Origin of the sequence: Variovorax sp. V213 (assembly GCF_041154455.1) — a bacterium.
GTDB lineage: Bacteria > Pseudomonadota > Gammaproteobacteria > Burkholderiales > Burkholderiaceae_C > Variovorax.
In genome coordinates this window covers 4,791,384-4,814,477 of the sequence record NZ_AP028664.1, presented here as the reverse complement: position 1 = coordinate 4,814,477, position 23,094 = coordinate 4,791,384, and the positions used below count along the sequence as shown (strand labels likewise).

19 protein-coding genes are annotated in these 23,094 nt (G+C 67.7%); 6 read left to right on the top strand and 13 right to left on the bottom strand.

The genetic code is table 11. From position 1 onward, the window contains the following. Positions 1–44: 44 nt before the first annotated feature. The 3 genes from ACAM55_RS22715 (at position 45) to ACAM55_RS22705 (ending at position 2,438) form a co-directional block, all read left to right on the top strand. Positions 45–923, top strand: a complete 879-nt coding sequence (locus ACAM55_RS22715) for an acyl-CoA thioesterase (protein WP_369653685.1) — start codon at positions 45–47, stop codon at positions 921–923. Positions 924–953: 30 nt separating this feature from the next. Continuing rightward, on the top strand, positions 954–1,562 hold the full coding sequence (locus tag ACAM55_RS22710; protein WP_369653684.1) for a glutathione S-transferase: 609 nt from the start codon (positions 954–956) through the stop codon (positions 1,560–1,562). Between the two features lie 267 nt (positions 1,563–1,829). Then, complete coding sequence (locus tag ACAM55_RS22705) at positions 1,830–2,438, top strand: methyltransferase domain-containing protein (protein ID WP_369653683.1); 609 nt, start codon at positions 1,830–1,832, stop codon at positions 2,436–2,438. An 11-nt stretch (positions 2,439–2,449) separates the two neighbouring features. Here the strand turns inward: ACAM55_RS22705 and ACAM55_RS22700 are convergent, their stop codons facing one another. From ACAM55_RS22700 to ACAM55_RS22645, 12 genes are all read right to left on the bottom strand, one after another. Further along, positions 2,450–3,169, bottom strand: coding sequence for an ABC transporter ATP-binding protein (locus tag ACAM55_RS22700; protein WP_369653682.1), 720 nt, complete (start codon positions 3,167–3,169; stop codon positions 2,450–2,452). Further along, positions 3,166–3,921 (bottom strand): ABC transporter ATP-binding protein, encoded by a 756-nt coding sequence (locus tag ACAM55_RS22695; protein WP_369653681.1) that lies wholly within the window; start codon positions 3,919–3,921, stop codon positions 3,166–3,168. The genes ACAM55_RS22700 and ACAM55_RS22695 overlap by 4 nt, the downstream gene beginning before the upstream one ends. Beyond that, a complete protein-coding gene (locus ACAM55_RS22690) occupies positions 3,918–4,904 on the bottom strand; it encodes a branched-chain amino acid ABC transporter permease (protein ID WP_369653680.1) in 987 nt (328 codons plus the stop codon). Before ACAM55_RS22690 ends, ACAM55_RS22695 begins: the two co-directional genes overlap by 4 nt. After that, entirely contained in the window at positions 4,901–5,821 is a 921-nt protein-coding gene (locus ACAM55_RS22685) for a branched-chain amino acid ABC transporter permease (protein ID WP_369653679.1), read from the bottom strand. Before ACAM55_RS22685 ends, ACAM55_RS22690 begins: the two co-directional genes overlap by 4 nt. 127 nt (positions 5,822–5,948) lie before the next feature. Then, complete coding sequence (locus tag ACAM55_RS22680; protein WP_369653678.1) at positions 5,949–7,154, bottom strand: ABC transporter substrate-binding protein; 1,206 nt, start codon at positions 7,152–7,154, stop codon at positions 5,949–5,951. 176 nt (positions 7,155–7,330) lie between these two features. Beyond that, positions 7,331–7,570 carry a F0F1 ATP synthase subunit C gene (gene atpE / locus ACAM55_RS22675; protein WP_369653677.1) on the bottom strand — a complete coding sequence of 80 codons (240 nt, stop codon included), beginning with the start codon at positions 7,568–7,570 and terminating at the stop codon, positions 7,331–7,333. 143 nt (positions 7,571–7,713) lie between these two features. Continuing rightward, positions 7,714–12,420 (bottom strand): RICIN domain-containing protein, encoded by a 4,707-nt coding sequence (locus ACAM55_RS22670; RefSeq protein ID WP_369653676.1) that lies wholly within the window; start codon positions 12,418–12,420, stop codon positions 7,714–7,716. 150 nt (positions 12,421–12,570) lie between these two features. After that, positions 12,571–13,422 (bottom strand): class I fructose-bisphosphate aldolase, encoded by an 852-nt coding sequence (locus tag ACAM55_RS22665; RefSeq protein ID WP_369653675.1) that lies wholly within the window; start codon positions 13,420–13,422, stop codon positions 12,571–12,573. 41 nt (positions 13,423–13,463) lie between these two features. Next, on the bottom strand, positions 13,464–14,450 hold the full coding sequence (locus tag ACAM55_RS22660) for an aldo/keto reductase (protein ID WP_369653674.1): 987 nt from the start codon (positions 14,448–14,450) through the stop codon (positions 13,464–13,466). Further along, the gene (locus tag ACAM55_RS22655; protein ID WP_369653673.1) at positions 14,447–15,463 is read right to left on the bottom strand and encodes an ABC transporter permease; all 1,017 of its coding nucleotides are present in this window, start codon (positions 15,461–15,463) and stop codon (positions 14,447–14,449) included. The genes ACAM55_RS22660 and ACAM55_RS22655 overlap by 4 nt, the downstream gene beginning before the upstream one ends. After that, positions 15,460–16,971 carry a sugar ABC transporter ATP-binding protein gene (locus ACAM55_RS22650; RefSeq protein WP_369653672.1) on the bottom strand — a complete coding sequence of 504 codons (1,512 nt, stop codon included), beginning with the start codon at positions 16,969–16,971 and terminating at the stop codon, positions 15,460–15,462. The genes ACAM55_RS22655 and ACAM55_RS22650 overlap by 4 nt, the downstream gene beginning before the upstream one ends. Continuing rightward, positions 16,968–18,008: a substrate-binding domain-containing protein gene (locus ACAM55_RS22645; protein WP_369653671.1), complete on the bottom strand. Its 1,041-nt coding sequence runs from the start codon at positions 18,006–18,008 to the stop codon at positions 16,968–16,970. Before ACAM55_RS22645 ends, ACAM55_RS22650 begins: the two co-directional genes overlap by 4 nt. Before the next feature lie 178 nt (positions 18,009–18,186). Here ACAM55_RS22645 and ACAM55_RS22640 point away from each other — a divergent pair, with 178 nt between their 5' ends. The 3 genes from ACAM55_RS22640 to ACAM55_RS22630 are packed head-to-tail and all read left to right on the top strand — an operon-like array spanning position 18,187 to position 22,194. Further along, the gene (locus ACAM55_RS22640; protein WP_369653670.1) at positions 18,187–19,674 is read left to right on the top strand and encodes an FGGY family carbohydrate kinase; all 1,488 of its coding nucleotides are present in this window, start codon (positions 18,187–18,189) and stop codon (positions 19,672–19,674) included. Then, a complete protein-coding gene (locus ACAM55_RS22635) occupies positions 19,671–21,434 on the top strand; it encodes a glycerol-3-phosphate dehydrogenase/oxidase (RefSeq protein ID WP_369653669.1) in 1,764 nt (587 codons plus the stop codon). Before ACAM55_RS22640 ends, ACAM55_RS22635 begins: the two co-directional genes overlap by 4 nt. A 4-nt stretch (positions 21,435–21,438) precedes the next feature. Next, positions 21,439–22,194, top strand: coding sequence for a GntR family transcriptional regulator (locus ACAM55_RS22630; RefSeq protein WP_369653668.1), 756 nt, complete (start codon positions 21,439–21,441; stop codon positions 22,192–22,194). 7 nt (positions 22,195–22,201) lie between these two features. Here the strand turns inward: ACAM55_RS22630 and ACAM55_RS22625 are convergent, their stop codons facing one another. Next, positions 22,202–23,092: a DMT family transporter gene (locus ACAM55_RS22625; RefSeq protein WP_369653667.1), complete on the bottom strand. Its 891-nt coding sequence runs from the start codon at positions 23,090–23,092 to the stop codon at positions 22,202–22,204. Positions 23,093–23,094 lie beyond the last annotated feature (2 nt).

The following is a 23,094-nucleotide window of genomic DNA, read 5'->3' as shown; positions in this document are numbered from 1 at the left end:
TGCTATGGTTGAGGGTTGCTTCCTCTGCGTTGAACGCTCCCCCGATGACCACCGATCCCGCCACCGCCGCCCGCCTTGTCGACGAACTCGTCGCGCTCATGCAGCTCGAACCCCTTGGGGGCGACAAGTTCCTGGCCCAGAGCGAAGACATCGGCACGCCCGCCGTGTTTGGCGGCCAGGTGCTCGGCCAGTCGCTCGCGGCCGCAAGCCTCACGGTCGGTGCCGACCGGCCGGTGCATTCGATGCACGCCTACTTCCTGCTGCCGGGCGAGCATGCGCCGATCGAATACAGCGTGGACCGCGTGCGCGACGGCCGCAGTTTCACCACGCGGCACGTGGTGGCGCGGCAGCAGGAGCGCATCATCTTCGAGATGTCGGCCTCCTTCCAGACGGTGGACGACGGCGTCGAACACCAGTCCGCCATGCCCACGGTGGACGGCCCCGAGGGACTCGTGAGCGAGATCGACCAGCGCATCGCGCTCGGCGATCGCCTGCCCGAGCGCTGGCGCATCAAGGGCCTGGAGCCGCACGGCATCGAATACCGGCGCGTTGAAGCCGACGACCTGCTGACGCCGGAGGTGCGCCCGTCCGAAAGCGCCATCTGGATGCGCGCCATTGCACCGCTGCCGGACGACCCGGTCGTGCACCGCGCACTGCTCGCCTATGCCTCCGACCACGGCCTGCTGCGCGCTGCGATGCTGCCGCACGGCCTGAGCTTCATGAGCGGCCAGGTGCGCCCCGCCAGCCTCGACCACGCGATGTGGTTCCACCGCGATTTCCGCATGGACGACTGGCTGCTCTACGTGCTCGACTCGCCAAGCGCCAGCGGCGCGCGCGGCCTGTGCCGCGGCAGCCTGTTCACGCGCGACGGGCGGCTGGTGGCCTCCACGGCGCAAGAAGGCATGCTGCGCGTGAAGCGCTGAGAACACCACCCTCCAAGGACCTGCATCGGCATGAAGATCTTCTACTCGCCCGCTTCTCCCTTCGTGCGCAAATGCATGGTCGTGGCGCACGAGCTCGGCATTGCCGACCGCATCGAAAAGCTGCCGAGCGCCGCCGGTCCGGTGAAGCGCGACGCCAGCATTCTTCCGAAGAACCCGCTCGGCCAGGTGCCGACCTTCCTGTGCGACGACGGCCAGGTGCTGTTCGACAGCCGCGTCATCTGCGAATACCTCAACGCTACGCAGTCGGGTACGTTGTTCCCGGCGAATGGTCCGGAGCGCTGGGCGCGCCTGACCGAACTGGCATTGGCCGACGGCATGACCGCCGCCGCGTTGCTCGCACGCTATGAATCGATGCTGCGCCCCGAGGCGCTGCGCTGGAACGAGTGGACCGAGGGGCAACTCGCCAAGGTGCGCACGGGCCTCGAATGGCTCGAAACGGCCGCGCCTTCTTTCCGTGAACGCGTCGACATCGGCACCATCGCCTTCGGCTGCGCGCTCGGCTACATGGACTTCCGCTTTCCTTCGGTCGACTGGCGCGCCCAAGCGCCGAACACGGCGAAGTGGTTCGGTGCGTTCAACCAGCGCGCCTCGATGCAGGCGACCTTGCCTGCGGTCTAGGGCGTTTTTCAGGCGCGATTCAGGGCGCGATCCCGCCGACGGGATCGTTCGTCAGAGCGGACATTCGCGGAGGGGAGTACCCGGTGTCCTGTGCACGCGCCCCGGCGTGGTCGAGGTCACCGGCCTCAACCAGGCCAGCCAGGACCTGATCCTGCGGCTCGACACGGCGCCCGAATGAGGTAGGTGATTTTCCTCATGAGCCGGGTGGAGCCTTGCATCTAGCCTTTCCAGATCCCGTCGGATGTCCGATGGAGCGGAAAGGTGCTCATGAAAATTCCCGCCCCGGTGCTGAAGAACATGCACCGCACCATCGAGTCCTACGAAGCGTCCGCCCGCGAATACAACGCGATCGTGGCGGGCCACCGGCCACCCGAGATCGAGGATGCGCTGCGCCGGATGATGCAGCTCGTGCCCGCCGGCGGCGCCGTGCTCGAGATCGGTTCCGGATCGGGGCAGGACGCCGACTTCGTCGAGGCCCTGGGCGGGGTCGTCAGGCGCACCGATGCGGTTCAGGCGTTTCTCGATCTGCAGGCCGAGCGCGGCAAGAAGGGCGAACTGCTCAACGTCGTCACGGATGCATTGGGCGGGCCCTACAGCGCGATCCTCGCGATGTGCGTGCTGATCCATGTCGATCGCGAGCAGATCGGTCCGGTCCTGCGCAAGGTGTTCGGCGCACTCGAGCCCGGCGGGGTTTTCCTGGCGGCCATGCGCATCGGCGAAGGCGAGACGAACGGCGACTACCAGACCGTGTACTGGGCGAAGGACCGGTTCGCCGAAGCGCTCGCAGCGGCGGGCCTGCGCACGCACTGGGACAGCCAGTGGATCGGCCGCGACAACGTGACGTGGGCCAACTTTCTGGCATGCCGTCCGCGGTAGCGAAACGATATCTACACGCCCAGATAGCGCGTCCACAGCGACCGGTCGGCGTCGAGCGCGGCCGAGTCGCCCTGCCACACCACGCGTCCGCGTTCGAGGATCACGTGGCGGTCGGCCAGCGGCAGCAGGCGCTGCACGTACTTGTCGACCACCAGGATCGCTTCGCCCTCGGCCTTGAGCGTGGCGATGCAATGCCAGATCTCCTCGCGGATCACCGGGGCCAGGCCTTCGGTGGCTTCATCGAGGATCAGCAGGCGAGGGTGCGTGGAGAGAGCGCGCGCGATCGCCAGCATCTGCTGCTCGCCGCCCGAGAGCTGGTTGCCGGCGTTGGCCTTGCGTTCGGCGAGGCGCGGGAACAGGCCGTAGAGGGCTTCGACCGTCCAGCGCGGCGCGCTGCCCGGGCGCGGCCGTGCGAACGCGCGCAGGTGCTCGTCCACGCTGAGGTTCGGGAACACATGCCGGCCCTCGGGCACGATGGCCACGCCGCGCCGTGCGATGGCGTCGGGTTTGTGGCCGCCGATGGCGTCGCCACCGAAGCGCACATCGCCGCGCACCGGCGAGAGCGTGCCGGTCAGCACCTTCAGCAGCGTGCTCTTGCCCATGCCGTTGCGGCCCAGCAGCGCGAGCACTTCGCCCGCGCCGATATTCAGGTCGATGCCGAACAGCACCTGGCTCGCGCCGTAGCCGGCCTCGATGGATTTCGCTTCGAGCAATGTGGTGGTCGCGTTCATGCGTGCCCCTCTGCTTCCGTCCCGAGATAGACCGCCTGCACATCGGGGTGGCCCCGCACTTCGTCGGCGGTGCCGCTCATCAGCACGCGGCCCTGCACCAGCACCGTGAGCCGGTCGGCGAGGCGGAACACCGCGTCCATGTCGTGTTCGATCAGCAGGATCGCCATCGACTCGCGCAGCGATTCGATCAGCTCGACCATGCGTGCAGATTCGTCGGGGCCCATGCCGGCCATCGGTTCGTCGAGCAGCAGCAACTTGGGTTCGGCCGCGAGCGCCAGCGCCACGTCGAGCGCGCGCTGTGCGCCGTGCGGCAGCGTGCCCGCGATGCGGTGGCGTTCGCTGCCCAGGCCCACGCGGTCGGCCAGCGCCACGGCGCGTTCGACCAGGTCGTGTTCCTTTGCACGCGGCGCCATGAAGCGCAGGCTGCTGCCCGCATGGGCCTGCGCCGCGAGCATGAGGTTGTCGTGCACGGTTTCCCTGGCGAACACGCGCGTCACCTGGAAGCAGCGCGACATGCCGGCCGCCACCCGCTGGTGGTCCTTGAAGCCGGTGATGTCCTTCTCATCGAGCAGGATGCGCCCGGCGTCGGCCTTGAGCAGGCCGGTGATCAGGTTCACCAGCGTGGTCTTGCCTGCGCCGTTCGGCCCGATGAGCGCATGCACTTCACCGCGCTCCACGGTCAGGTTCACATGGTCGGTCGCGAGCAAGCCGCCGAAGCGCCTGACCAACCCTTCGATTCTGAAAAGACTCATGTTGTTGCCTTGCTCCCTCGCCCCTCAGGGGAGAGGGCTGGGGTGAGGGGCGAGCGGCGTCGATAGAGAGCCGCAAGTCCCTTCGGCGCCCACAACGCGACAGCAATCAGCAGCAAGCCCAGCGGCATGTGCCAATGCTCCGTGTGCTGCTTCAATGCTTCCTCGAGCACCAGCCAGACCACGGCGCCCACAGGCCCGCCCCAGCCGCGACCGAGCCCACCGATGACGACCATCACCAGCAGCGTGGCCGATTGCGTCCAGTGCATCGTTGCCGGGCTCACGAAACCATTGCCGCCCGCGAGCAGCGCGCCGGCCAGTCCCGCGATGGCGCCGGCAATCGCAAAGGCTACCAGCTGCAGCCTGAACACCGGATAGCCCAGCGCCCGCATGCGCGTCTCGTTGTCGCGGATGCCCATCAGCGCATGGCCGAAGCGCGATTGCGTCGCGCGGTGCAGCCACCAGAGCGCGAGCGCAACCAGGACCAGCACCACCCAATAGAAGTTCGACTCGTTGCCCAGGTCGAGGCCGGGCAGCAGCGTCGGCCGGCTCATCAGCGTGTAGCCGTCGTCGCCGCCATAGCGCCGCAGCGACACCACCACGAAGTACAGCATCTGCGCGAACGCCAGCGTGGTCATGATGAAGTACACGCCGCGCGTGCGCAGCGCCACCATGCCGATCAGCGCCGCGACGAGGCCGGCGACGAGCGCGGCAGCCGGCCACATCACCCACGCCGACATCACGCCCGCGTCGCTGAGCGCCACCACCGTGTAGGCGCCCATGCCGATGAAGCCCGCATGCCCGAGCGCCACCATGCCGCCGAAGCCGAGGATGAAGTTGAGGCTGGCCGCGGCCAGCGCCACGACGAGCACGCGCCGCACGAAGCCGATGTAGAACTCGAGCCCGAACAGCGGCGCGACCAGCGGAAAGGCCGCGAGCAGCAGCAGGAGCAGCCCGAGGCCGGTATAGCGTGAGGAAGATTTCATGCGCGTGCCGAGAACAGGCCCGAAGGCCGGAAGATCAAGACGGCCACCATCAGCGCGTACATCGCGACTTCGGCGAACAGCGGCCCCAGGTCGGCGGCCGTGGCGGGCGGCAGCGTGGCGCGCAGCAGCATCGGCACGAAGGCGCGGCCGATGGTGTCGACCACGCCCACCAGCAGTGCGGCCACGAAGGCGCCGCGCACCGAACCGATGCCGCCTATCACCAGCACCACCAGCGCGGGGATCAGGATGGCCTCGCCCATGCCGACCTGCACCGCGACGATCGGCCCCATCAGCGCGCCCGCCAACGCGGCCAGCGCGGCGCCGAGCAGGAACACGCCGTTGAAGATTCGGCCCACACGCACGCCCATCAATTCGGCCATCGGCCGGTCCGAAGCGCCCGCCCGCACCCGCATGCCGATGCGCGTGTGATTGACCAGCAGGTAGAGCGCGAGCGCCACCAGCAGCCCGCCGACCAGGATGACCAGCCGGTACGCCGGGTACGGCAAGCCGTCGATCAGGTTCACCGGCCCCGAAAGCGCTGCGGGTGTCGGCGCCATCACGGGCGAGGGTCCCCAGGCCATCGTCACGATGTCGTCGGCCACCAGGATCACGCCCAAGGTGGCGAGCACCTGCGCGAGGTGATCGCGTGTGTAGAGGCGGCGCATCAGCAGCACTTCGAGCAGCAGCGCCACCACGACGGTGACCACCACCGCAATGACGATGGCCGCCGTGAACGAGCCTGTGCGCGTGTGCGCCTCGGCCGCCACGTAGGCGCCCGACATGAACAGCGAGCCATGCGCGAGGTTCAGCACGTCCATGATGCCGAACACCAGCGTGAGCCCGGCCGCCAGCAGGAACAGCATCAGCCCGTAGCCGAGGCCATTGAGCAGCTGCTCTAGAACAAGAATTCCACTCATAGGATCAAATGAATTGCCCGCATTTCATTCGGGAAACACCGAGGAACCGGCTCCGCCGGGCCTCTGGTGTTGCCCCCGGCAGGGGGAGGGAGAAGCGACACGAAGTGCGCGCAGCCTGGGGGCGAGCCTATTTCAATGAGCACTTGTCGGCGTACGAGTCGCCGTAGTTCGTGAGAACCGTGTTGATCAGCTTGTTCGTGACCTTGCCCTGTGCATCCTTGCCGATCACGCGCAGGTAGAAGTTCTCGACCGGGTAATGGTTGTTCGCGTACTTGAAGCTGCCGCGCGTCGAGGCATAGTTGGCCTTCTTCAGCGCGGCGACCACGGCTTCGCGGTTCTGCGCGTTGCCGCCCGATTGCTTCACCGCGGCGTCCATCGCGAGGATTGCGTCGTACGCCTGCGCCGCATACACCGACGGATAGCGGCCGTTGTATTCCTTGCGGAACGCGGCCACGAAGGCCTTGTTGGCGGCGTTGTCCAGGTCGTGCGCCCAGTGCGAGGTGTTGAACAAGCCGAGCATCGGCTCGCCCACGGCGCCGATCACGTCCTCGTCGGCCGAGAAGCCGCTGGTCACCAGGGTGATGTCTTTCGACAGGCCCGCGCCCACGAACTGCTTGATGAAGTTGATGCCCATCGCGCCGGGCAGGAAGAAGTAGATCGAGTCGGGCTTGGCCGCGCGCAGCTGCGCGAGTTCGGCGGCGTAGTCGATCTGGCCGAGCTTGGTGTAGAGCTCGTCGGCCACCTGGCCCTTGAACTGGCGCTTGAAGCCGCCCAGCGCATCTTTGCCGGCGGGATAGTTGGGGGCGATCAGCACCGTCTTCTTGAAGCCGCGGTCTTGTGCGAACTTGCCGGCGGCTTCATGGAACTGGTCGTTCTGGTAGGCGGTGCCGAAGAAGTACGCATTGCACTGGGCGCCCGCGAACTGGCTCGGGCCGGCATTGGCCGAGAGGTAAGGCACCTTGGCGTTGAACAGCGTCGGGCCTACGGCCAGCGCCACGTTGGAGCCGATGGGGCCGCTGAAGATGTCGATCTTGTCGCGCTGGATCATGCGGTCGACCAGCTGCTTGGCCTGGTCGGGGCTGCCGGCCATGTCGGCCTGCACGAACTCCACGTCCTGCCCGCCGAGCTTGCCGCCCAGCTGCTTGATGCCGAGCGCAAAGCCGTCGCGCGCCTCGGCGCCCAAGGCCGCGAAGGGGCCCGAGATGTCGAGCGCCAGGCCCACCTTCACGGGCGCGCCCATGGCGGATGCCGCCCCGCCAAGGGCCGCGCCACAGAGCAGCAGCGAAAGCAGGGTGCGCGGCAGCGCGGGCGACTTCGGGGACGGGTGGCTCATGGATTCTCCGGGCAAAGGAAGGGTGAAACGATGCCCCTGGTGCCGCGCCATGCAGCACCAAAGACAGCGAACCGTTGATAGCTAAATACTTTAACCATAAACAATTCGGTGTCAACGGTGCTAGCACGAATGGTGCCAGTGCTCCGTGTCACTTCCTGGTGCGCGGAGCCTGGTGATCAGCCAAAAGGATTCGCGGTCGCGAACCAGAGGGCGATGCCGGTGGCGATGATGAAGGCGCCGTCAGTCACGCCCGCCACCAGGAAGAACTTGGTCTGCAGCGTGTCGACCAGCTCGGGCTGGCGCGCGGTGCTTTCGAGAAACTTCTGGCCGACCAGCCCGATGCCCAGGCACGAACCGAGGGCGGCGACGCCGATCAGCAAGGCGACTGCGAGGGGAAGGATGTTGAAGCCGGTCATGGTGTTTTCTCCTGGGTGGTTGATTGATCGATGGAGGTACTTTCCCAGAGCGGGTGCGTGCGGTCCATGACGTGGGAGGTCATGGGCAAGGCGAAAAAAAGCCGGCCGTCGAAACGGCCGGCCTTTCGTGGAACGTCGCGGCGCTACGGAAGCTGGGTCCAGTTCTGGTTGTTGCCGCCGTTGCAGGTCCAGGTGATCAATGCGGTGTCCTGCGTCGTCGAGTTGTTCGGCACGTCGAGGCACGAGTTGGAGGCCCGGTTGCGGATCGTCCCGCCCACCAGGCTCCACTGGGTCGTGGTGCCCGCCGAGCAGGCCAGCTGCACCACCGGCGCATTGGTTGCCGCCGTGCCGTTCTGCGCCAGGCACAGGCCGCTGTGCTCGGCCACCAACTGCACGTAGCCGCCGGTGATGGAAATCACCGTGAACTTCTCGTTGCCGGCGGTGCCGCAGGGCCATTGCACCGCGGGGGTGCCGCTGGTGGTCGCCGCGCCCTTGATGTTGACGCACAGGTTGCTGTGGTCCGAGCGGATCCGCGTGACCACGGCCGGGGCCGTGTCCAGCGAGCGGACGTACTCGCGGATCGCCACCGCGTCGGCGGCAGGCAGGCTGTTGGCATTGCCGTGGCCGCTGTTGAGCACGTCCTGCAGCGTCGCCGCCTGTCCGTTGTGGAAGAAGGCCGTCGTGTTCCACGTACCCGACAGCGTCGGCGTGTCGAAGCCCACGCCCGCCAGTGGCTGGTTGATGCCCTTGCCCGACGAGGCCTGGATCGTGCCCACGTCGTGCCGGAGGCCGTCGCGGAAGGTGCCGCCCGAGTGGCAGGTCACGCACTGCGCCGAGGCGAACAGCGCCTGGCCCCGTGCCGCATCGACGCTCAGGCTGCCGTCCGCATTGCGTGCCGGGCTGCGCATGTACTTGCTGAGCGAGCTCAGGTAGGCCGCGAGATCGTCGAGCTGCGCGCTCTTGCCGGCCTTGGGCGCACCCAGCGGGTCGGACGTGGCCGCGAAGTCGGCATTCGTGAGAAAGCCGGTGCCGCCGAACTCGTTGCGGATGTCGTTCTCGAAGTCCTGCACCTCGTCGAAGTTGGCGGTCCAGTGCAGCTTGCCGTGGCCCAGTCCGCGCCGGCCCATGAGGCTGATGGTGCGGCGCAGGCCTTCGCCGCGCTGGGTGAAGTCCCACACCATCCCGTCGTCGCCGCCGTCGGCGTGGCAGCTCGCGCAGGAGAGGTAGTTGTCCTTGCTCATGCGACGGTCCGATGCGTTGTAGAACACCTGCTTGCCGCGCAACGCCGCGGCCGCCATGGGCTCCTGCGCTACCGTCGAGACGTTCTGCAGGAAGGTCGGCGCCGCCGTCTCCGACGACAGCACCGAGGCCACGTCGTGCACCGACACCGAGCGCGCCAGGAAGTTGTTGACGAACAGCCGCTTGCGCGCCGCGTCCAGGTAGAGGCCGTGCGGCGCGCTGCTGGCGTTGATCTCGCCGCGCACCGCGCGGCTGTACGGATCGACGATGGCCACGCGGTTGCCTTCCATCTGCGCCACGAACAGGTAGTCGCCCGATGGAGAGAAGAGCGCAGCGCGCGCGGGTGCGCGGTCGTCGAAGTCGATCTGCTCGCCGAACACCTCGGCCGCCGCCTGCAGGTCGACCTGCGAGAGGATGGAGCGCACGGTCTGGTCGTGCGCCAGGTCGGCGCCGTCGCGGAAGCGGCCGCGCACGATGTTGTCCTTCTTCGAAGGCAACACCGCGCGCCTGCCGTCCGGCGAGATCACCACCTGGCTCAGGTAGTTGGCCACGCCGCGCGCGCGGCTCTCGGTGTCCACCGTGGTGGTGTCCACCGGCAGCGCGATGGTGGTCATGGCGCTCATGCCCTGCAGGTTCACCTTGTGCAGCTGGCCGCCGGTCATCTTCGACTTGAAGCGCGTGACGTAGGCCACCTGCGAATCGGAGTTCACCGCAATGCCGCGCAGGTTGCCTTCGAGCGCGACCGCGCCGGTGGTGGCACCGTTGCTCGGGTCGAAGCTCATCAGCACCGCCTTGCTCTCCAGCGTCAGCAGGCCTTTGGCGCCGTCGGGCGTGAAGGCCACGCCGTAGGGGCCGCTGCCGTAGGCCAGCGGCACCGTGGCCGAGACGCTGCCGTCGGCCGCGCTGAGCGCCACCAGCTTGTCCTCGCCCTGCACCGTGACCCAGATGCGGCCGTCGGGGCCCACGGCCAGCGTCTTCGGCTCGTCGCCCACGCGCACTTCCCAGCGCTTGGCCAGGGTCTGCGCGTCGATGGCGGCGACCGTGCCGCTGTCGGGGTTGACCGAGTACACCGAGTTCGCATCGCCCGCGATGTTGGTGGTGTGCGTGGGTGCCCGCGCCGTGACCGGGATGATCACCGTGAGGTTGTAGGTGTAGAAGGTCTCGCGGCCGTTTGCATCCTTCACCGTCAGGGTCACCGTGAAGTGGCCGGGCCGGGTGTAGGTGTAGGTGTAGTTCGGCTGGCTCGAATAGGCGGTCTGCGTGCCGTCGCCGAAGTTCCATCGGAACTGCGCGCCGCTGCTGCTCAGCGTGGCCGGGTTGAACACCAGCTGGCCGTTGACGATCTTCGGACCGCCGCCGATGCCCGGGTCGCCGATGATGGTCTGTGCGCGCAGCGTGCCCACCTCGGTGTCGGAGAGCACGCGGCCGTAGACGCGCACCTCCGCCAGCGTGCCCTTGAAGAGCGCCGCGTTGCCCTGGATCTGGCCCAGCAGGCTGAACTTGTTGGACAGCCCCTTGTTGCCCGTGAGGCCGGCGGAGGTGGTCTTCACGCCGTCGACATACACCGCTTGCGCGCCGGAGGCGGCGTCGCGCGTCAACACCACGTGGTGCCAGTTGCCGTCGTTCACCGCCGCCGTGGAGGCGGTGCCGGCGTCGTTGCCCACCGACAGCTTGATGCGCCCGCCGTTGTCCAGCCAGCCCCAGAACACGTCGTCCGCGCCGCCCGACTGGTCGCGTCCGAAGATGCCGGGCGCGGTCCACGAGTTCGCGCCGCCCGCCTGCGTGGTCTTCATGTAGAAGCTCATCGATGCGGTGCCGCCGAGCACGGTGGCCACCGAATCGTTCTTCAGCGGCACGCCGGCGGTGCGGTTCGCGAAGTTCATGCCGATGCTCTCGAACGCGTCGCCCGACGCCGGCGTGCCGTTGTTGTTGCCGATCTGGTCGGAGAGGTTGCCCGCCAGCGTCCAGTAGTGCATCAGGTTGATGTCGGTCGCGTTGCCGGTGTTGAAGGTCGACTTGTAGTCCGCGCCGATGGCGTTGCCCGCATAGTCCTTCACCCCGTTGGCGGGCAGGAAGACTTCATAGCTGGTGCCCGGTTGCAGCGGCTGCTCGGGATGGAAGTTGATGATGCCCAGCTGCACGCTGTAGGTGCCCGCCAGCGTGTTGCCGCCCACCGGGCGCACGATGAAGGTGTTGGAATTCACGCTCTCGGGCCGGATGCTGTCCGTCATGCCCAGGCCGATGCGCGAGGTCAGGGCCTGCTGCTTGGCGCCGTTGGCCGGCGAGACCTGTTTCACTTCGGGCTTGGTGGTGTCGGGGTCCACCGAGTGCACGATGAAGCCGCTGCCCGAGCCGTGGTCGTTGCCCACGAAGACGAGGTTGCCGAACATCGCGACCTGGCCGTTGTCCGAATGCGAGAAGTTCGGGTCGTCCTCGCGCAGGATGCTGCCGCGGCCCACCTCCACGTGATTGAGCGGGTTGCTCACGTCGACCTTGTGGATGCGCGTTTGCGCACCCTGGATCACATAGTTGTCCTGCGTGGCGCAGTACAGCTGTTCGTCGATGACCAGCCGGTTGTCCTCGGCCACGAAGCGCGAGCGGTCGCTCAGGTCGTAGCTGTACATCTTGGCGCCGCCGTTGCGCGCGGAGGCGTGCAGGTTCCGGCCGTCGAAGCAGGTCGCGTAGTAGAACGGCGTGGTGCCCACGATGGAATCGAGCACCTTGGGGTTGAGCGGGTCGGAGATATCCAGGCTCGCGAACCCGCCGTTGCTTTCCATCGCGGTCAGCACCATGTGGTTGCCCATGGTAAAGATCGGACCGACCCGGAAGTTGCCGAGTTCGCCCGTGGGCACCGGGTTGGGCTTGCCGGTGCCGCGATTCGCGACCACGGCGTTCGCAGGGTCCCTCGCATCGACGATGAAGATGCCCCGGCCCGCCGAGGCCACGTACAGGTAGGGCGCCTGCCACCAGAGCTGCCAGGCCACGTCCTCGTAGTCGCCGCCGTTGACGCCGGGCAGCGCCAGCTTTTTCACCTGCCTGATGTCGTTGACGTCGGTGAAGTCCCAGAACTCGACGCCGTTGATGCTTGGCAGCACCACGTATGTCTTACCGCCGATCTTCGCTGTGCCGAAGGAGTGCGTTTCGCGGAACTCCCTGGTGCGGCCCTCAGGCTCGTAGATCTTCTTGACGAGCTGGATCTGGCGCGGGTTCGACACGTCATACAGCAGGAAGCCGCCCGGGCCGAGGCCGCTGTCCGGCGCGAAGGAGGTGAGGAAGTAGCCGTTGATCATGATGCCCGCGTTCATGCCGTAGTCCTTGCGGCCCGGGTACGTGGCAGGCACCTCGCGCGACTCGTAGGCGCTGCTGTGCGCCGGATCGAGCGGGTGCGCGGCGCTCGTGATCATCGACACCGGCTTGAACAGTTCCGCCGATGTGTAGGTGAGGTTGCCAAGGCCCGGCCCCTGCAGCGGGAGCGGGTCGGCGACGGCTTCGGAAACCGCTGTCGCCATGTTGCCGAGGGTCGTCATCGGACTGACCCCGGTGATTGCCGCATGCGTCAGCAATGTGACGAGCGGGGCCAGGAACGCCATCAGGAAATACCGGATCTTCATCGTCGCCTCCAGGTTGTTAGAAGTTCGCAGGGCAACCCATTCCTCGACCGCTCTCCGGTGCGCGCGCAGGACGCACCCCGGCAGGCGACGGGTCCATCGCCTGCCGTGCTGACTTCTTGTTGTGTTCTTGCGCCGGCGCTTTTCTTCGTCTTAGTTCGCGCCGCCCGATTCGTAGAGGGCCCAGGCCGCCTCGGCGCTCGCGCCCTGGTGGATCATGGCCATCAGCGCTCTCACTACCGCCGAAGGATTCGCGTGCTGGTAGACGTTGCGCCCATACACCATGCCGACGGCCCCCTGGTCCATCAGCACGCGCGAGCGCGCGAACACCTGCTGCAGGTCTTCGCGCCCGCCGCCGCGCACGAGCACGGGGCAACGCGCGGCCTGCACCACGCGGTGGAAGTCGGTGGAGTCGCTGGTCGGGTCGGCCTTGACGATGTCGGCGCCCATCTCGCGCGCGAGGCGCACCAGCGTCACGATCTTCTCGGCGTCGCCATCGACCTGGTAGCGGCTGCCGGGGGTGGGCGACTGCATCACCAGCGGCTCGATCATCAGCGGCATGCCGTATCTGTCGCAGTCGGCGCGCACGCGCGCGATGTTCTGCACGCATTGGCGGAACAGGTCCGGCTCGTTCGGCAGCATGAACAGGTTCACCACCACGCAGGCCGCGTCGCGCTGCACGGCGGGCAGCACCGGGTCGTGTTCGTTCTGCAGCTGGGCCCACATCACGCGGTGCAGCGTGGCGTTGTAGGGGTTGCCCATGTCGATGCGCATCACGAGTGCCGGCTTGTCACGGCCCGGGCGGTCCTGCAGCAGGTCGGACTGGCCGTAGTTGAGCTGGATCGCATCGGGACCGGCGGCCACGAGCTTGTCGATGACCTGGGGCATGTCTTCCAGCCCGGCGAGGAACGAGGGCTCGTTGCACACCCCGTGGTCCAGCGCGATGTCCAGGCAGCGGCCGTTGTTCAGCAGCCGGTTGAGCCGCGCAATCTTGTCTTTCGACATGGGAAAGAACTCCTTGTTGGGATCGGAAATGAAAAGGGGGGTCAGGCGAGGTTGCCGAGATGGCGGGTTGCCGCGGCCTCGATCGCGCGCAGCGCATCGCCGCCGAGTTCGACCGCACCGGCACCCGCGTTCTCGATGGCCTGCTGGCGCACGCGCGCGCCGCACAACGCCACCGAGACGGTGCCACTTGCAATCGTCCAGGCGATCATCAACTGGCCGAACGAGCAGCCCAGCCGCGCGCGCAGCGGCTCGATCTCCTCGAAGAAGGCCTCGAGTTTCGACCGGTTGGCTTCGCTGAAGCGCGGGTTGCTCGCGCGCTGGTCGTCGCCCTTGAACTCGCGTTCAGGGTCGATGGGGCCGGCGAGCAGGCCCAGCGCCAGCGACGAGTAGCCCAGCACCGCCACGTTGTGTTCGCTGCACAGGGGCGCCAGCGCCTGCTCGATCTCGCGGTCGATCAGGCTGTAGCGCTCCTGCGCCGCATCGACCGGCCCATGGCGCAGGTACTCGGCCAGCGTTTCCGGGCTCACGTTGCTCACGCCGATGGCGCGGATCTTTCCCTGCTTCTTGAGCGCGAGCAACGCGTCCATGGTCTCGGCCACGGGCGTGGTGCTGTCTTGCCAGTGCGTGATGTAGAGATCGATGTAGTCGGTCTGCAGGCGCTTCAGGCTCTCTTCGCATTCATGGAAGATCGATTCGCGGCCGAGGTAGCGGTACACCGGATGGCCGTCTTCCTCGAAGAAATGCGTACCCTGTTGCGTGTGCCAGACCAGGCCGCACTTGGTCGCAATGACGGCTTCGTGGCGGCGGCCCTTCAGTGCTGTGCCCACGATGCTTTCCGAGCGGCCCAGGCCGTAGGCCGGCGCGGTGTCGATCAGCGTCACACCCGCGTCCAGCGAAGCCTGGATCGCCACGACGGCCGCCGCGTTGTCGCCGCCGCCCCACATCCATCCGCCCATGGCCCAGGTGCCCAGGCCGATGGCCGAGCATTCGATGCCGGAGGGTCCCAGGGTTGTCGTCTTCATCATCATCGCGTTGTCTTTCTCGTGTTCAGGAGGTGGTCGATGGTCACGGCCGCGAGCAGGATCAGGCCCTTGATCACGTCCTGCCAATAGGGCGACACGTCGAGCAGGATCAGCGAGCTGGTCACCACCGAGAGCAGCGCCAGGCCCAGCACCGCGCCCAGCACCGTGCCGGATCCGCCCTTCAGGCTCGCGCCGCCGATCACTGCGGCCGCAATCACGTTGAGTTCCATGCCCACGCCGAAGGTGGGCGTGGCGGCACCGAAGCGCGCCGTGTAGATCACACCGGCAAGGCCCGCCGAAGCCGAGCACAGCACCGTGACCCAGAACTTCACGCGGCCCACGCGAATGCCCGAGTACAGCGCGGCCTTCTCGTTGCTGCCGGTGTAGAACACGCGCCGCAGCAGGGTCGAGCGGCGCAGCACGAAATCGCTCACGATCACGATCGCCACGAAGATCAGGATGACGGCAGGAATGCCGAACAGCGTGCCCTGGCCGATGAACTTGAACTCGGCCGGCAGCGAGAACAGCGACTGCGGCGTGCCCTGCGTGAGCGCGAGGCACAGGCCGCGCACGATCACCATGAAGGCCAGCGAGGCGATGAAGTGGTTCAGCCCGATGCGCGTGACGCAGCCGCCGATCATCGCGCCGACGAGCCCGCTCGCGCCAATGGCCACCAGGCTCGCGAGCCACGGGTCCACGCCCATCAGGAAGAGCTTGCCCGTCACCACCATCGCGAAGCAGACCACCGAGCCCACCGACAGGTCGATGCCGCCGACGATCAGCAGGATGGTCATGCCCACCACCACGATGCCTTCGATCGAGAAGGACAGCAGCATCGCGCGGATGTTGTCCCAGGTGAGGAAGTAGGGCGACGCGAAGCTCATGGCCACGCACAGCACCGCGATGATGAGCAGCAGCCCGGCTTCCCGCATGCTCGTGAGCTTGTTGGCTGGCTTCACGGGCCCGCCGCCTGATTGCCGCGGTGGAAGGCCCGCATCGAGTTGTGCCGGGTAGTTCATGCCATCTCCTGTTCGCAGAGTCCGGAGGCCAGCCGCAGCAGGGCTTCCTCCGTCATTTCGTTGGAATTCAATTCGCCGGCCAGCCGGCCGTCGCGGATCACCAGCGCGCGGTCGCACAGGCCGATGATCTCGGGCAGCTCCGAAGAGATCACGATCACGCCCACACCCTGGTTCGCGAGCTCGCGCAGGATGTGGTGGATCTCGGACTTGGCGCCCACGTCGACACCGCGCGTGGGCTCGTCCATCAGCAGCACCTTGGGGTTGGTGGCCAGCAGTTTGGCGATGGCGACCTTCTGCTGGTTGCCGCCCGACAGGCTCGACACCTCGATGGCCACGCCGTCCGACTTGAGATTGAGCTTGGCGCCGAGCTCGCGTGCCAGGCGGTGCTCGGCCGAGCGCTGCAGCAGCCCCCAGCCGGAGCTCACGCGCCGCAGCGCCATCGACGAGATGTTCTGCGCGATCGGCAGGTCGAGATACACGCCCGCAGCCTTGCGGTCTTCGCTGAGATAGGCAATGCCCTCGCGCAGCGCGTCGCTGTACTTGCGGATCGCGAGCGCCTTGCCGTGCAGGCGCACCGTGCCACGCGTGGCGGCGCGCAGGCCGCACGCGGTCTCGGCCAGTTCGCTGCGGCCGGCACCCATCAGCCCGGCAATGCCGAGGATCTCGCCGCGCTGGAGCGCAAACGAGATGCCGTGCACGCGCTCGCTGTCGGCGATGTCGCTCACCTCGAGCACCGGGCCGGACGATTCGGCGCCCTCCTGCTTGGGCGGGTAGTAGTTGCCGAGTTCGCGGCCCACCATGCGCCGGACCAGCTCGTCGGCGGTCATGCCCGCCAGCGGGCCGCAGTGCACGTTGCGCCCGTCGCGCAGCACGGTGACGCGGTCGCAGTGCGTGAAGATTTCCGCCATCCGGTGGCTGATGTAGATGATGCCGATGCCCTGTGCCTTCAGGTCGTGCAGCACGCGGAAGAGGGCGGCCGATTCGTTGTCGGTGAGCGCGGCCGTGGGCTCGTCGAGGATCAGCACCTTGCAGTCCAGCGTGAGCGCCTTGGCAATCTCCACCAGCTGCTGGCTCGAGATGCTCAGCTCGCGCACGGGCGTGGCGGGGTCGATGTCCTGCCCGAGCCGCGCCAGCACCTCGGCCGCGCGCGCGTTCAGGCTGGCGTAGTTCATCCAGGCCTCTTTGCCGGCGTTGATCTCCGGCATGAAGATGTTCTCGGCCACGGTGGCGTCGGCGCACAGCGCGATCTCCTGGTGCACCAGGCCGATGCCCAGGCGCATGGCGTGGGCCGGGCCGTCGATGACCACCTTCTCGCCGCCCAGCACGATGTCGCCTTCGTCGGGGCGGTGGATGCCGTCGATGATGTTCATCAACGTGGACTTTCCCGCGCCGTTCTCGCCGCACAGGGCGTGGATCTCGCCGGCGGAGAGCGAGAAGTCCACGCCCGAGAGCGCGCGTGAAGCGCCGAAGCGCTTGCTGATGCCGCGCAGTTCGAGCAAGGCGCTCACTCTCCGATTCCCTTGGTGCCGCGGCGCGCGAGGTACTTGTCCCAGTAGAAATCGTCCGCGTTGGCCTTGCTGACCACCGACAGGCCGTTGTCCAGGAACGGCACCGACATGGGATTGGTGCCGTTGCGCTTGGCGTCGTTCATCGGGTCGATGAGCGAGGGGTTCTTGGCCAGGAACAGCATCATCATGCCCATGTAGCCCTGCATGCCCTGGTTGGGGTTGATGGCGCCGAACACGTCGCCGGCCTTGATCATGTCCAGGATCTTGGCGTTCACGTCGCAGCACATCACGCGGATGTTCTTCTTCGATTCGATCTTGGCCTGCGCGGCGCCCAGCGCCGAGTTGGCTTCGGGCATGAACAGCGCACCCAGGTTGGGGTTGGCCTGCGCCAGGCTCAGCACCGCCTGGTAGGCCTTGCTCGGGTCCTGGTTGCTGGCGGCGCGGCCCACGAGCTTCATGCCCGCGTGCTTGGTCTTCATGCGATTGACGAAGGCAGCGATGCGGCGGTCGTGGTTGTCCTGGCCGGGGTTCTCGAGCACGGCGTATTCGCCCTTGCCGCCCAGCGCCGCAGCAATCGCGTCGGCCGCCTGCGTGCCTTCGCGGTCGTTGTCGGAGGTGACGAAGGAGGCGCGCTTCGAGTTGGGCGAGTCGGCCGCGAAGGTCACGACCGGGATGCCCATGGCCACCGCCCGGTTGATCGGCTCGATGAACGGGTCCGGATTCATCGGGTGCAGCAGGATGCCCGCGGGCTTGCGCGCGAGTTCCTGCTCGAACGAGGCCAGCTGCTTGTTCACGTCGTACTCGGGCGTGCCGGTGTAGCGCGTGCGCACGCCCAGCGTGCGGCCGAGCTGCTTCATCATTTCGTAGACCGGAAACCAGTATTCGACGCCCGACACCATCACGTTCATCACGTAGACGTCGCTGGCATTGCCGCGCAAGCCGGTGGCGGCGGTTGTGGGGGTGGACTGCGCAAATGCGCTGGTGCCGGCCAGGCCGATACCGGCGGCCGCAGCGGACTTCAGGAAATTTCGCCTCATCTTGTGTCTCCTCGCGTTGACTGGCAGAGCTTTCGACCTGCTTTGCGAGCAGATCTTTTGGACCTCGTTGTCACGACAGTTGTTATGACAGGTAGAATGTAATCGCGGGTTGTTTGCCGCGATAACTAGGGGAAACGCTACTGGCGAGCCGCTTTCAACTCGCCGAAGCTGTTATGACATGAAGCCAAACATATTGATCGGCGTCGACATGGGCTCGAGCAGCCTCAAGGCGCTGGCCCTCGAAGCCGGAAGCGGCCGCACCGTCGCCTTGTCCCGCATGCCCCTGCCGCACGACCGGCTGCCCGGCGACGGCTGCGAGGTGGGCGCGCCGGCGATCCGCGCCGCGCTGACCCAGGTGCTGCGGGATGTCGCCCACCAGCTCGGCCCGCGCACGGCCGAAGTCCGCGCCATGGCCTGCACCGGGCACGGCGCCGGCCTCTACGCGCTCGATGCCAACAACCAGCTCGCGGGCGGCCGCGCCGTTGCATCGACCGACCAGCGCGCCGACGCCCGTGCGCGCGCTCTGGCGGCGAGCCACGGCACCAGGCTGTTCGACGAGGTGGGCTGCAGCCCTTGGCCCGGACAGCCGACGGTCATTGCGGCCGAGCTGCTGGGCGTGGATGCCGCGCAGCGCGGCGAACTGCACCGCCTGCTGTTCGCCAAGGACTACCTCGGCTTTCTGCTGACCGGCGAAATCGCCACCGACGCGAGCGACGCGAGCACCGCCGGCCTCGTGTCGCTTGCCACCGGCAACTGGTCGCAGGCGGCCTTCGAGGCCTCGGGTCTTGCGGACCTCGGCGCGCGCGCCTTCGGCCCCATCGCGCCGAGCGGCAGCGTGATCGGAAAGCTCTTGCCCGTCGAGGCCGCGCTGTGCGGCTTGCCCGCCGGCATTCCGGTGGCGATGGGCGCCATCGACCTGCTCGCCTCCATGACCGCGATCTGCGCGGAAAGCCGCGGCCGCGCGGTGTCGGTGTTCGGCACCTGGTGCGTGAACGCGGTCACCGGGCCGGTGATGGAGCCCAAGCCGGCCGTTGCCGCCATCGTGAACTTCGGCCGCAGCAACAGGCGGCTCTACATGGAGAACAGCCCCTCGTCGATGGCCAACATCGCCTGGCTGGCCGGCGTGCTCGCGCTGCCCGATGCGCGCGCGGTGGTCGACCTGGCCATGACGGTGCCGCTGGGCGCCCGCGGCCTGCGCTTCCTGCCCTTCGTCAATGGCGGCGGCGGCGTGACCGCCGGCTTCGTGGGGCTCAAGAGCCATCACACGCGCGCGGACATGGCACGCGCCGTGGTCGATGCCGTGGCGGCGCTGCATGCGCGGCACATGGCGCGCCTTGCCGCAGCCGGCCTCGCGGTGAGCGAGACGACGGTGCTCGGCGGCGGCGCGAGCGATGCGCGCCTCGTGCGCCTGCTGGCGGTCTTTCTCGGCCGTCCGGTCGAGCGCTGCGCCGACGACGAGACCGGCGCACGCGGCGCCGCGCTCTACGCCGCCATGTCGCAAGGACTCGACGATGCGGCGCCGGGCAGTGCCCTGCTCGCACCCTGCGAGGTGATCGAACCCGACGCACGGGACGCAAGCGCCCATGCGGATTTCAACGCCGGTTTCAATGAACTGATCGACAGCATGTCACCTGTATTCACCCACATCGCGGGCGACGTGAAATGAGCGCCTGGCAACTTCCCTTCGTGCGCCCGGCTTCGCTGGCGGGCCGCCATTTCTCTACCGTCATCGTGGGCGCCGGCATCAACGGCGTCGGCGTGTTCCGCGACCTTTCGCTGCAGCGCGTCGACTGCCTGATCGTCGACAAGGGCGACTTCGGCGCGGGCGCCAGCAGCGCGCCCTCGCGCATGATCCACGGCGGCCTGCGCTACCTGGAGAACGGCAGCTTCTCTCTCGTGGCCGAAGCCACGCGCGAGCGCAACCTGCTGCTGCGCAATGCCTCGCACCTGGTGCGGCCGCTCAAGACGGTGGTGCCCCTTGCCAGCTTCTTCGGCGGCCTGATGAGCAGCGCGCTCAAGTTCTTCGGCCGCACGCCGCCGCAGCGCACGCGCGGCCTCCTGGCCGTGGCGCTGGGCCTGCGGCTCTACGACCTGCTGGGGCGCCGCCAGCGCATGATGCCGGGCCACCGCATCGGCCGCGTGCCCGTGGCCGATCGCGGCCTGTTCCGCGCGGCCATCCGCTGGACCGCCACCTTCTTCGATGCGTGGATCAGCCATCCCGAGTGGCTCATCCTCGAACTGATAGGCGATGCCTGCCGCGACCAGCCGCGCTCGGCGGCCGCGAACTACTGCCGCGTGATGGGCTGCGCCGGCAACATCCTCACGCTGCGCGACGAAATCACCGGCATGCTCGTTCGCGTGACGGCCGGCACCGTGGTGAACGCCACTGGCGCCTGGCTCGACCGCAGCGCGGCGGTGCTCGGCGGCGCCGGTCCGCGCGTGATGGGCACCAAGGGTTCGCACCTCGTGCTCGACCATCCCGCGCTGCGCGATGCGCTCGATGGCCGCATGGCCTACTTCGAGGCGGTCGACGGGCGCGTGTGCATCGTCTATCCGTTCCTCGACCGCGTGCTGGTGGGCTCCACCGATATTCCGGTGGAAGACCCGGACCAGATCGTGACCGAGCCGGCCGAGATCGACTACCTGATCGACGTGCTGCGCGAGGTTTTTCCGAACATGGCCTTCGGGCGCGGCGACGTCGTCTACACCTATGTCGGCGTGCGGCCGCTCGCACGATCCGACGCCGACAAGCCGGGCCAGATCTCGCGCGACCATTCGGTGGTGGTCGATCCGCCGAATAATACGCGCGACATTGCCATCGTCGGCCTCGTCGGCGGCAAGTGGACCACCTTTCGCTCGCTGGCCGAAGAGGCCACGAACGAAGTGCTGCAGCTGCTCGGCCGCTCGCGCACGGCCTCGACCGAGCTGCTGCCCATCGGCGGCGGCGCGGAGCTGCCGGGCGATGCTCCGGCGACCGAGCGCTTCATCGACAGGATGACCGCCGCCTCCGGCATGGGCCGTGCACGCGCACTGGCCCTGCTGGGACGCTATGGCTCCAAGGCATTGCCGCTCGCCCAGCGCCTCGCGGCCTCGGGTGACGTGCCCCTGCAGCACGCGCCGGATTATTCGGCCGCCGAACTCTCGTACCTGTGCCTTGAAACCGGCGTGGTGCATCTCGACGATCTCGTGGTCCGCCGCACGCTGCTGGCCATTCGCGGCCTCGTGACCGATGCCGCGCTGGCGGAGATCGCGGGCGTGGCGGCCGAGGCGCTGGGCTGGGACGCGGTGCGCGCGCACAACGAACTCTGCGCCTGCGCCACCGCGCTGCGGGACCGGCACGGCGTCCGGCTCCAGCCGGTGACGACGGGCGAGGAACCCTCTTTCAATGCATCATTGATGGCCAGCTCAGTCCTTGGCCAGGCTTAAAAAAGTGAACAGTCCCAACGACATGTCGACCGTGCTCGACCGCAATTCCGAATCACCGCTGTGGGCCCAGTTCCGTGACGCCATTCGCTTGCAGATACTGCAAGGCGCGCTGCCCATCGGTGCCAAGCTGCCTTCCGAGGCGGAGCTGGGCGAACAGTTCGGCATCTCGCGCATCGTGGTGCGGGAAGCCCTGGCCGACCTCGTGCGCAACAACCTCATCTACAAGATCAAGGGCCGTGGCGCCTTTGTCTCGGCACGCGAACGCGACGAGGATTTTGTTTCCACCGTGCTCGGCTTCTCCGACGAGATGGAGCGCAAGGGCCGCTCTGTGCGCACGCAGATCCTCACGCAGGAATTGCGCGCGCCCACCGAGCATGAGGCCGCGTCGCTGGGCTTGGCGGACGACACGCAGGTGGTGGCGCTCAAGCGCCTGCGCAGTGTCGACGGCGAGCTGCGCCTGCTGGTCGAGACCGCGGTGCCGGCGGACCTGGCGCCGGGCCTGCACCGCACGCGCCTGGAAGACCGCTCGCTCTACGACGTGCTGCGCCGGCAATACGGCCTGCGCCTGGTGCGCGCCGAACGCTGGATCGACGCTGTGCTGCCCGATGCCGAAACCTGCAAGCTGCTCGACCTGCCGCAGCCCGAACCGCTGCTGCGCATCGAGTCGATTGCCTACGGTGCCAATGGCCGGCCGCTGGAGCACTACCGCGCGCTGCACCGCTGCAAGACCAGCCGGCTGCACGTGCAGACGACGACCTGAACTTTTTTCAGGCCTTGGCGACGCCGCGCGAAGGCCACAGCACCGAGGCGATGGCCACCATCATCAGCGCGACCGCGACCCAGTCCTGCCAGTGCACGACTTCGCCGAGCCACACTGCGCCGCTGAACACGCCGAGCACCGGGATGAACATCACGCTCAGGGTCGAGGCCACCGGCGGCAGGCCGCGCGCCAGGTAGAACCAGGCCGCGTGCGCAAAGCCGAAGATCAGCACGGCGTTGTAGAGAATCGAACCCCAGGCCACCGGACCTGGCCACCGCCACTGGTCGCGCTCGAACAGCAGCGTGAGCACCGTCATCACGACGGCTGTCATCGCCGTCATCCAGAACGAAAGCGTGAGCGTCGCGAGGCCGATGCGCGATTGGCGCAGCAGCTGCGTGCCCAGCGCCCATGTCGCAGCCGCCACCAATGCGAGCGCCACATAGCCGGGCCGCCCCGCGAGGTCGGTGAGTTCGTGCCACAGCAGCAACCCGACGCCGACTGCGCAAGCGCCCACGCCGATCCATGAGCGCCGCGTGAGCACGGCCGAGAACAGCACCGCGCCGATGACAGCCGAGAACACCGGCATCGTGTAGCCCAGGATGGCCGCGCGCCCGCCCGACAGTGCCTTCACTGCAAGGATGATGCAGGCATGCCAGATGAACATGTTGGTGGCGCCCAGCCACAACAGCTCGGGCCACGCGCGGCGCGGCACGCGGAACGGAACTTTCATGATCACCAGCGCGAGGCCCAGCACCGGCACGCCGAGCCAGATCGAGAGCGCGCGGAAGGCCAGCGGCGGATAGTCCGCCACGCCGAGCTTCATGACCGGCCAGTTGAGACCCCATGCAAGGGTCAGGAGAACGAGCAGGACGAACTGGCGCGGCGTGAAGGAAGGCATCG